Genomic DNA, 6,985 nt, shown 5'->3' on the forward strand with positions numbered 1-6,985 from the left:
CGTCGAGCAGGTCGGTGACGGTGGCCCGGACCTCGGCGCGCCGGGGCAGCGCGACGACCAGCCGGCCCCCTCGACGTAGGTGCTGGAGGAGGACGGGGAGCCGGGTGACCACCCCGGGACCGCGCAGCACGTCGACCACCGCGTCGACGTGACCCAGGACGGTGAGGGCGTCGTGGAGGGCGTTCGGGCCACCCTCGTGGCGCAGGGGTAGGACGACCCGCCCGGCCGCGTCGAGAGGCGTCAGGTCGGTGTCGGTCGGCGCCAGGACGACGACCGTGCCCGGACCGATCAGGTCGGCGGCCCGTGGGACGAGCCGCGCGACGTCGGGGGTCACCGGACCCGGTGGATCAACGCCATCGCCTCGGCGCGGGTGGCGGCGTCGGTGCGCATCGAGCCGCGGACCGCCGAGGTGATGGTGCGGGCGCCGGCCTTCTTGACGCCGCGCATGGTCATGCAGAGGTGCTCGGCCTCGATGACGACGATGACGCCGCGAGCCTCGAGGATGTCCATCATGGCCTCGGCGACCTGGGTGGTCAGGCGCTCCTGGACCTGGGGCCGCTTGGCGTAGACGTCGACGAGCCGCGCCAGCTTGGAGAGCCCGGTGATCTTGCCCGAGACGGCCGGGATGTAGCCGACGTGGGCGACACCGGTGAACGGCACGAGGTGGTGCTCGCACATCGACCACAGCTCGATGTCGCGCACCAGGACCATCTCGTCGTGGCCGAGGTCGAACGTCGTGGTGAGCACGTCCTCGGGCCGCTGGCGCAGCCCGGCGGTCAGCTCGGCGTAGGCACGCGCGACGCGGGCCGGCGTCTCGAGCAGTCCCTCGCGGGTGGGGTCCTCACCGATGGCGTGGAGCAGCTCGCGCACGGCCGCCTCCGCCCGGGCGTGGTCGAACTCCGGCACCTTCGCCGGGTCGACCTCGCTCCGGTCGATGGGGTCGACCACGTCAGGAGCCTGGCCAGGGCGGAGACGGCTCGGACCCGCCGCCACCAAGGCTGGGGTCGTGGACGTCGCCGCCGGGACCCGGCGGGGTGACGACGACGGCGCCGCCCTCCTCGTGCTTGGCGAGGAGGCCGTTGGCCGCGACGCGGTCGCGGATCGCCTGGGGGATCTCGACCGCCGGGATCTCGGACGGCTTGCGGGTCGGCGAGCCGGTCCAGGCCGGACGCTCGGGGCGACGACGCAGCGGCTCGAAGATCTTGGCGACCTGCTCCTTGTCGAGGGTCTCCTTGTCGAGCAGCGCCAGCACCAGGGCGTCGAGCACGTCGCGGTTGTCCTCGAGCGCGTCGAACGCCTCCTGGTGGGCGGTCGTCAGCAGCTTGTTGACCTCGTCGTCGACGATCGCGGCGACGTCCTCGCTGTAGTTGCGCGAGTGGCCGATGTCGCGGCCCAGGAACGGCTGCTCGGCGTCTCCGCCGAGCTTGATCGCACCGAGACGCTCGGTCATGCCGTACTGCGTGACCATGGCGCGCGCCAGGCTGGTGGCCTTCTCGATGTCGTTGCCCGCACCCGTGGTCGGGTCGTGGAAGATCATCTCCTCGGCGGCGCGGCCGCCGAGCATGTAGGCCAGCTTGTCGAGCAGCTCGGAGCGGGTCTGCGAGTACTTGTCCTCGTCGGGCAGCACCATCGTGTAGCCGAGGGCCCGCCCGCGCGGCAGGATCGTGATCTTGTGGACCGGGTCGGTCCGCGGCATCGCCGCGGCCACCAGGGCGTGGCCGCCCTCGTGGTAGGCGGTGACGAGCTTCTCCTGCTCGCTCATCAGGCGCGTGCGCCGCTGGGGTCCGGCGATGACGCGGTCGATGGCCTCGTCGAGCGCCTCGGCGTCGATGGTCTTCTTGTTGTTGCGGGCGGTGAGCAGCGCCGCCTCGTTGAGCACGTTGGCCAGGTCGGCACCCGAGAAGCCCGGGGTGCGACGAGCGGTGTCGGCCAGCTTGATGTCGGGCGCCAGCGGCTTGCCGCGGGCGTGGACCTGGAGGATCTGGGTGCGGCCGGCCAGGTCGGGCGCGTCGACGGAGATCTGGCGGTCGAAGCGACCGGGACGCAGCAGCGCCGGGTCGAGCACGTCGGGCCGGTTGGTCGCGGCGATCAGGATGACGCCGCCACGGACGTCGAAGCCGTCCATCTCGACCAGGAGCTGGTTGAGGGTCTGCTCGCGCTCGTCGTGGCCGCCGCCCATGCCGGTGCCGCGGTGGCGCCCGACGGCGTCGATCTCGTCGATGAAGACGATGGCCGGCGCGTTCTCCTTGGCCTGCTCGAAGAGGTCGCGGACGCGGCTCGCGCCGACACCCACGAACATCTCGACGAAGTCGGAGCCGGAGATCGAGTAGAACGGCACCCCTGCCTCGCCGGCGACGGCGCGCGCGAGGAGGGTCTTGCCGGTTCCGGGCTGGCCGTAGAGCAGCACGCCCTTGGGGATCTTGGCGCCCACGGCCTGGAACTTGGCGGGCTCCTGGAGGAACTCCTTGATCTCGCCGAGCTCCTCGATCGCCTCGTCACACCCCGCGACGTCGGCGAACGTCGTCTTGGGCATGTCCTTGGAGATCAGCTTGGCCTTGGACTTGCCGAACTGCATGACCCGGCCGCCACCGCCCTGCACGCTGTTCATGAGCCACAGGAACAGCAGGATGATGAGGATGAACGGGATCAGCGTGAAGAAGATGCTGGCCAGGGTGCTCGGCTGCGGGTTGTCGGACTCGAGCTTCTCGATCTTGCCGCCGTTGGTCTCCAGCTGGGCGTCGGCCTGGGCGATGATGCCCTGCTGCTGCCCGAGGACCCAGTAGGACATGACCTTGTCGCCGCTGTCGCGGACGCCCTTCTGGAGGGTGACCTCGATCTTCTGCTCACCGTCGATGAACTTGATCTCCTTGACGTCCCCGTCAGCGATGTACTGCTGCAACCGGGAGGTCGGGACCTCGTCGTAACCACCGCCGGACGCGAGGAACTGCAGCGCGAGGACGACGGCGAGCACCGCCACACCGATCCAGATCCAAGGACCCTTGAAAATCCGCTTCACGACCACACTTCCGCAGGTAGCACGACTGAGCCCTCGACGGTACAGGGAGCCGGGGACGACACCATCCTCTCAGGCGAGTGGGCACGTCACTCCCCCCGGTTGTGAGGTGACCCTCTGGTACGGGGTGTTTCTGGGTGGGTGTGGTGGTCGCACCCAGGACCCCAGACCACCTTGGGTCATGGGTGGTCGGGCTGTCCGCGCGCCTAGCATCTGCACCACTGGTCACGCTGACCTGACGTTTCTCCCGGTTCTCGCACGAAGCTCTGGCCGGGAAGCGGGAGTTTCGTCCTAGAACCTCACTCTCGGAGCTTGACCCGGGCCGGCGGTGCGTCAGCCACCGAACCGGCACCTCGGATCGCCCGGAACGGTGGCTCACTGACCGCCCACCCGGCCCGACCCGCCCGGCGGTGCGTCAGCCACCGAACCGGCAGCTCAGACCGCCCGGAACGGTGGCTCACGCACCGCCGGGTCGGGTGGCCGCGCCAGCGGCGGCGGGCCGAGCTTGCGAGGCTCCGCCGTTGAGCGCGCCGTTGCAGACCGCGAGAGGCTCGGGGTCAAGGCCGCCGCAGGCGCCGCGAAGCGGGCGACGCGCCTTGACGCCGAGACGCGGTCTGCTACGCGCGCGGCCACCCGACCCGGACACCGAATGGCCCCACGACAACAAGGTGGCTTCGAGGCTCGCTGCGCTCGCACCTCAGCCGACGTGGGAGGTGCGACCTAGCTGTAGACGTGCGGAGCCAAGGTCCCGATGTCGCGCAGGTTGCGGTAGCGCTCGCGGTAGTCGAGGCCGTAGCCGACGACGAACTCGTTGGGGATGTCCCAGCCGACGTACTTGACGTCGACGGGCATCTGCAGGGCCTCGGGCTTGCGGAGGAGGGTGCAGATCTCGACGCTGGCGGGGTTGCGCGAGGCGAGGTTGGCGGTGAGCCAGGAGAGGGTGAGGCCGGTGTCGATGATCTCGTCGACGATGACGACGTCGCGGCCGGAGATGTCGGTGTCGAGGTCCTTGAGGATGCGGACGACGCCGCTCGACTTGGTGCCGGAGCCGTAGGACGACACCGCCATCCAGTCCATCTCGACGTGGCGGGTGAAGGCGCGGGCCATGTCGGCCATCACCATCACAGCGCCGCGGAGGATGCCCACGATGAGCAGCTCGCGGCCCTCGTAGTCGCGCTCGATGGCCGCGGCCAGCTCACCGACCTTCTCGTGGATCTGCTGCTCGGTGAAGAGGACGTTGACGAGGTCGTCGTCGACGTGGGCTGCGTCCATGGCGATCAGGCTAGTGGTGACCGCACGAAGCGCAGGACATCACCCTCGCGGATCGCGGTCACGTGGCCCGGCAGCTGGATCTGGCGCGGGAGGTGCGTGGTGTTGAGGACCTGCTCGGCGAGCGCCCCGACGTGGCCGGCGGTCAGCTCCGACGGCGGGCTGCCGGCGGCGAGCGCGGCGAGGCGGAGGACCCGGTTGCGGATCGCCGGCGCCAGCGGCTCGAGGCCCCACACCACGAAGCCGCGGTCGGCGTCGTAGACGTCGCGCAGCCACTCCTCCGCGGCGGTGTCGAGGTAGTCGGAGTCGGCCTGGAGCTGGTCGGCGGTGCGGGCGAGGGCCTCGGAGATGCCGGGCCCGAGCTCGCGCTCGAGCACGGGCAGCACGGTCTGGCGCACCCGGGAGCGGGCGAAGCGCGGGTCGACGTTGTGCGGGTCGGTCCACCACTCGATGCCCTCCGCGCGGCAGGCGGCCTCGGTCTGCTCCCGGCGCACGCCGAGCAGCGGGCGGCCGAAGTGGGGACCGTCGACGTCGTCGTCGCGCTGGAACCCCAGCCGCATGCCGGCCATCGACCGTCCCCCGCTCCCCCGGGCGAGCCCGAGGAGCACCGTCTCGGCCTGGTCGTCGAGGGTGTGGCCGAGCAGGACCTGGCGGGCGCCGAAGTGGCGGGCCATCTGGTCGAGCACGTCGTAGCGCGCCTCGCGCGCGCCGGCCTCGGGCCCGAGGCCGGGGGCGTCGACCGTGACGCGGGCCGAGACGGTCTCGTCGACCCCGAGCGCGGCCATCTGCGCGACCACGCGGGCCGTGTGGTCGGCGGAGCCGTCCTGGAGCCCGTGGTCGACCACGGCCCCGACGACGCGCAGCGGGCGCCGACGCGCCTCGAAGACGGTGGCGGCCAGCAGGGCCAGCGAGTCGGCACCGCCGGAGCAGGCGACGAGGACGGTGGCGGTGTCCGGGGGGCCGAGCCAGCGGCGTACGGCGAGGCGTACGGCGGCGACGGCCGGGTCGAGCGTCACGACAGCCTCAGCCGAGGACCCGCGAGACCCAGGCGTCGGGGTCGGAGAGCTCGGCCTTGGACGGCAGGTGCTCGGCGCGCTCCCACACGGCGTTGAACTCGGCCATGCCGACCTTGTCGACGACGGAGCGGACGAAGTGGGCGCCGTCGCGGTACTGCGCCATCTTGGCGTCGAGGCCGAGGAGGCGGCGCAGCATCCGGTCGAGGGCGCCGACGCCCTTGCGGCGCTCGGTGAAGCTCTTGCGGATGTCGCCGACGGTCGGGATGACGGTGGGGCCGACCCCGTCCATGACGACGTCGGCGTGGCCCTCGAGGAGCGACATCATCCCGGTGACGCGGTCGAGGATCGCCTTCTGCTCCGGCGTGCTGAGGAGCTCGACGATGCCGCCCTTGCCGATGCCGCCCTTGAACGCCTCGGACACGCGCTTGACGAGCTCGTCGACGCCGGAGGGACTGACGGTGGACGACAGCGCCTGGACCTCGGAGAAGAGGTGGTCGCGCATCCACGGCACCGCGGTGAACTGCACGCGGTGCGTCTCCTCGTGCAGGCAGACCCACAGCCGGAAGTCGCTCGGGACGGCGCCGATCTCGCGCTCGACGTGGACGATGTTGGGCGCGACGAGGAGCAGCCGTCCGTCGGGCGCGTGGAAGGGGTCGAACTGCCCGAGCACCTTGCCGGCGAGGAACCCCAGCTGGCCGCCGACCTCGGCGCCGGTGACCTTGGAGCCGACGGCCAGGGCGACCCCGGTCGGCGGCTTCTTGGAGCTGATCTGGTCGACCAGCGGCGAGACGAGGTGGCGGAACGCGTCGGCGTTGGCCTGGATCCAGCCGGGCCGGTCGACGACGAGGACGGGCGCGGTGTGGTCGGCGGCGACGAGCCCGGTGAAGTCGCGCACCAGCGCGGTCGACCGGTCGGCCCCGGCCCGGAGCTCCTCGACGGCCTCGGACGCCGCTGCGGGGGAGATGACGGGACCCTGGCCGGCGAGCCGGGAGGCGATGCGGACCGCGAGGTCCCAGTCGACCATCTCGGAGGCGCGGTCCGAGGGCTCGGGCTGGTTCATGCGTCGAACCTACCGGGGGCCCGTACGGCCCCAGCCGCCCTCAGCCGCTGCAGGAGCAGGCGCCGAGGGCGGCGGCCGCGTTGTCGAGGGCCACGCGGGCGATCAGGTTGTCGTCGTCCCGGACCCGGTCGGCCATCAGCACGAAGACCATGACGTTGCCCTCGAGGTCGGTCGCCAGGCCGGCGAGCGACGACACCGACCGCAGCGTGCCGGTCTTGGCGCGGACCCGGCCGCGGCCCGCGGCGGGTCCCTGGTCCATCCGGTCGGTCAGCGAGCCGGTGAACCCCGCGATCGGCAGGCCGGCGACGATCGGGCGCAGGCCGGGTCGTGCGGCGGAGGCAGCGAGCTGGAGCACCGAGACGAGCAACGACGGGTCCATCCGGTTGGCACGCGACAGGCCGCTGCCGTCGTGGAGGACGCTGGCGCCCATCCGCACCCCGGCCCGCCGGAGCAGGGTCCGTACGCCGTCCTGGCCGGCCGCGATCGACCCTTCCCCCGACGCGGCGAGCCCGACGTGGCGCAGGAGCACCTCGGAGGCGTCGTTGTCGCTGACGTCGAGGATCCGCCCCACGACCTGGCCGAGCGGCGCGCTGTCGACCGACGCGATCGCCGCGGTCCGGGGCGCCG

Annotated in this window: 7 protein-coding genes; all 7 read right to left on the reverse strand. The window is 71.9% G+C overall.

Translation table 11 applies throughout. The features are described from left to right. On the reverse strand, positions 1-334 hold a 334-nt coding region (locus tag Q7T52_RS09805), incomplete at its 3' end, for a hypothetical protein (RefSeq protein ID WP_304801921.1). Further along, positions 331-936 (reverse strand): GTP cyclohydrolase I FolE, encoded by a 606-nt coding sequence (gene folE / locus Q7T52_RS09810; RefSeq protein WP_370692314.1) that lies wholly within the window; start codon positions 934-936, stop codon positions 331-333. The genes folE and Q7T52_RS09805, both read right to left, overlap by 4 nt. Before the next feature lie 13 nt (positions 937-949). Continuing rightward, positions 950-3,022, reverse strand: coding sequence for an ATP-dependent zinc metalloprotease FtsH (gene ftsH, locus Q7T52_RS09815; RefSeq protein ID WP_304801924.1), 2,073 nt, complete (start codon positions 3,020-3,022; stop codon positions 950-952). 711 nt (positions 3,023-3,733) lie between these two features. Then, on the reverse strand, positions 3,734-4,285 hold the full coding sequence (gene hpt / locus Q7T52_RS09820; protein ID WP_304801926.1) for a hypoxanthine phosphoribosyltransferase: 552 nt from the start codon (positions 4,283-4,285) through the stop codon (positions 3,734-3,736). Positions 4,286-4,290: 5 nt separating this feature from the next. Next, entirely contained in the window at positions 4,291-5,298 is a 1,008-nt protein-coding gene (gene tilS, locus Q7T52_RS09825; RefSeq protein WP_304801928.1) for a tRNA lysidine(34) synthetase TilS, read from the reverse strand. Between the two features lie 7 nt (positions 5,299-5,305). Beyond that, entirely contained in the window at positions 5,306-6,358 is a 1,053-nt protein-coding gene (locus Q7T52_RS09830) for a zinc-dependent metalloprotease (protein WP_304801930.1), read from the reverse strand. Between the two features lie 40 nt (positions 6,359-6,398). Further along, positions 6,399-6,985 (reverse strand): D-alanyl-D-alanine carboxypeptidase/D-alanyl-D-alanine-endopeptidase (gene dacB / locus Q7T52_RS09835; RefSeq protein WP_304801931.1); only part of this gene is annotated, 587 nt, incomplete at its 5' end.

Source organism: Nocardioides sp., from assembly GCF_030655615.1.
Taxonomy (GTDB): domain Bacteria; phylum Actinomycetota; class Actinomycetes; order Propionibacteriales; family Nocardioidaceae; genus Nocardioides.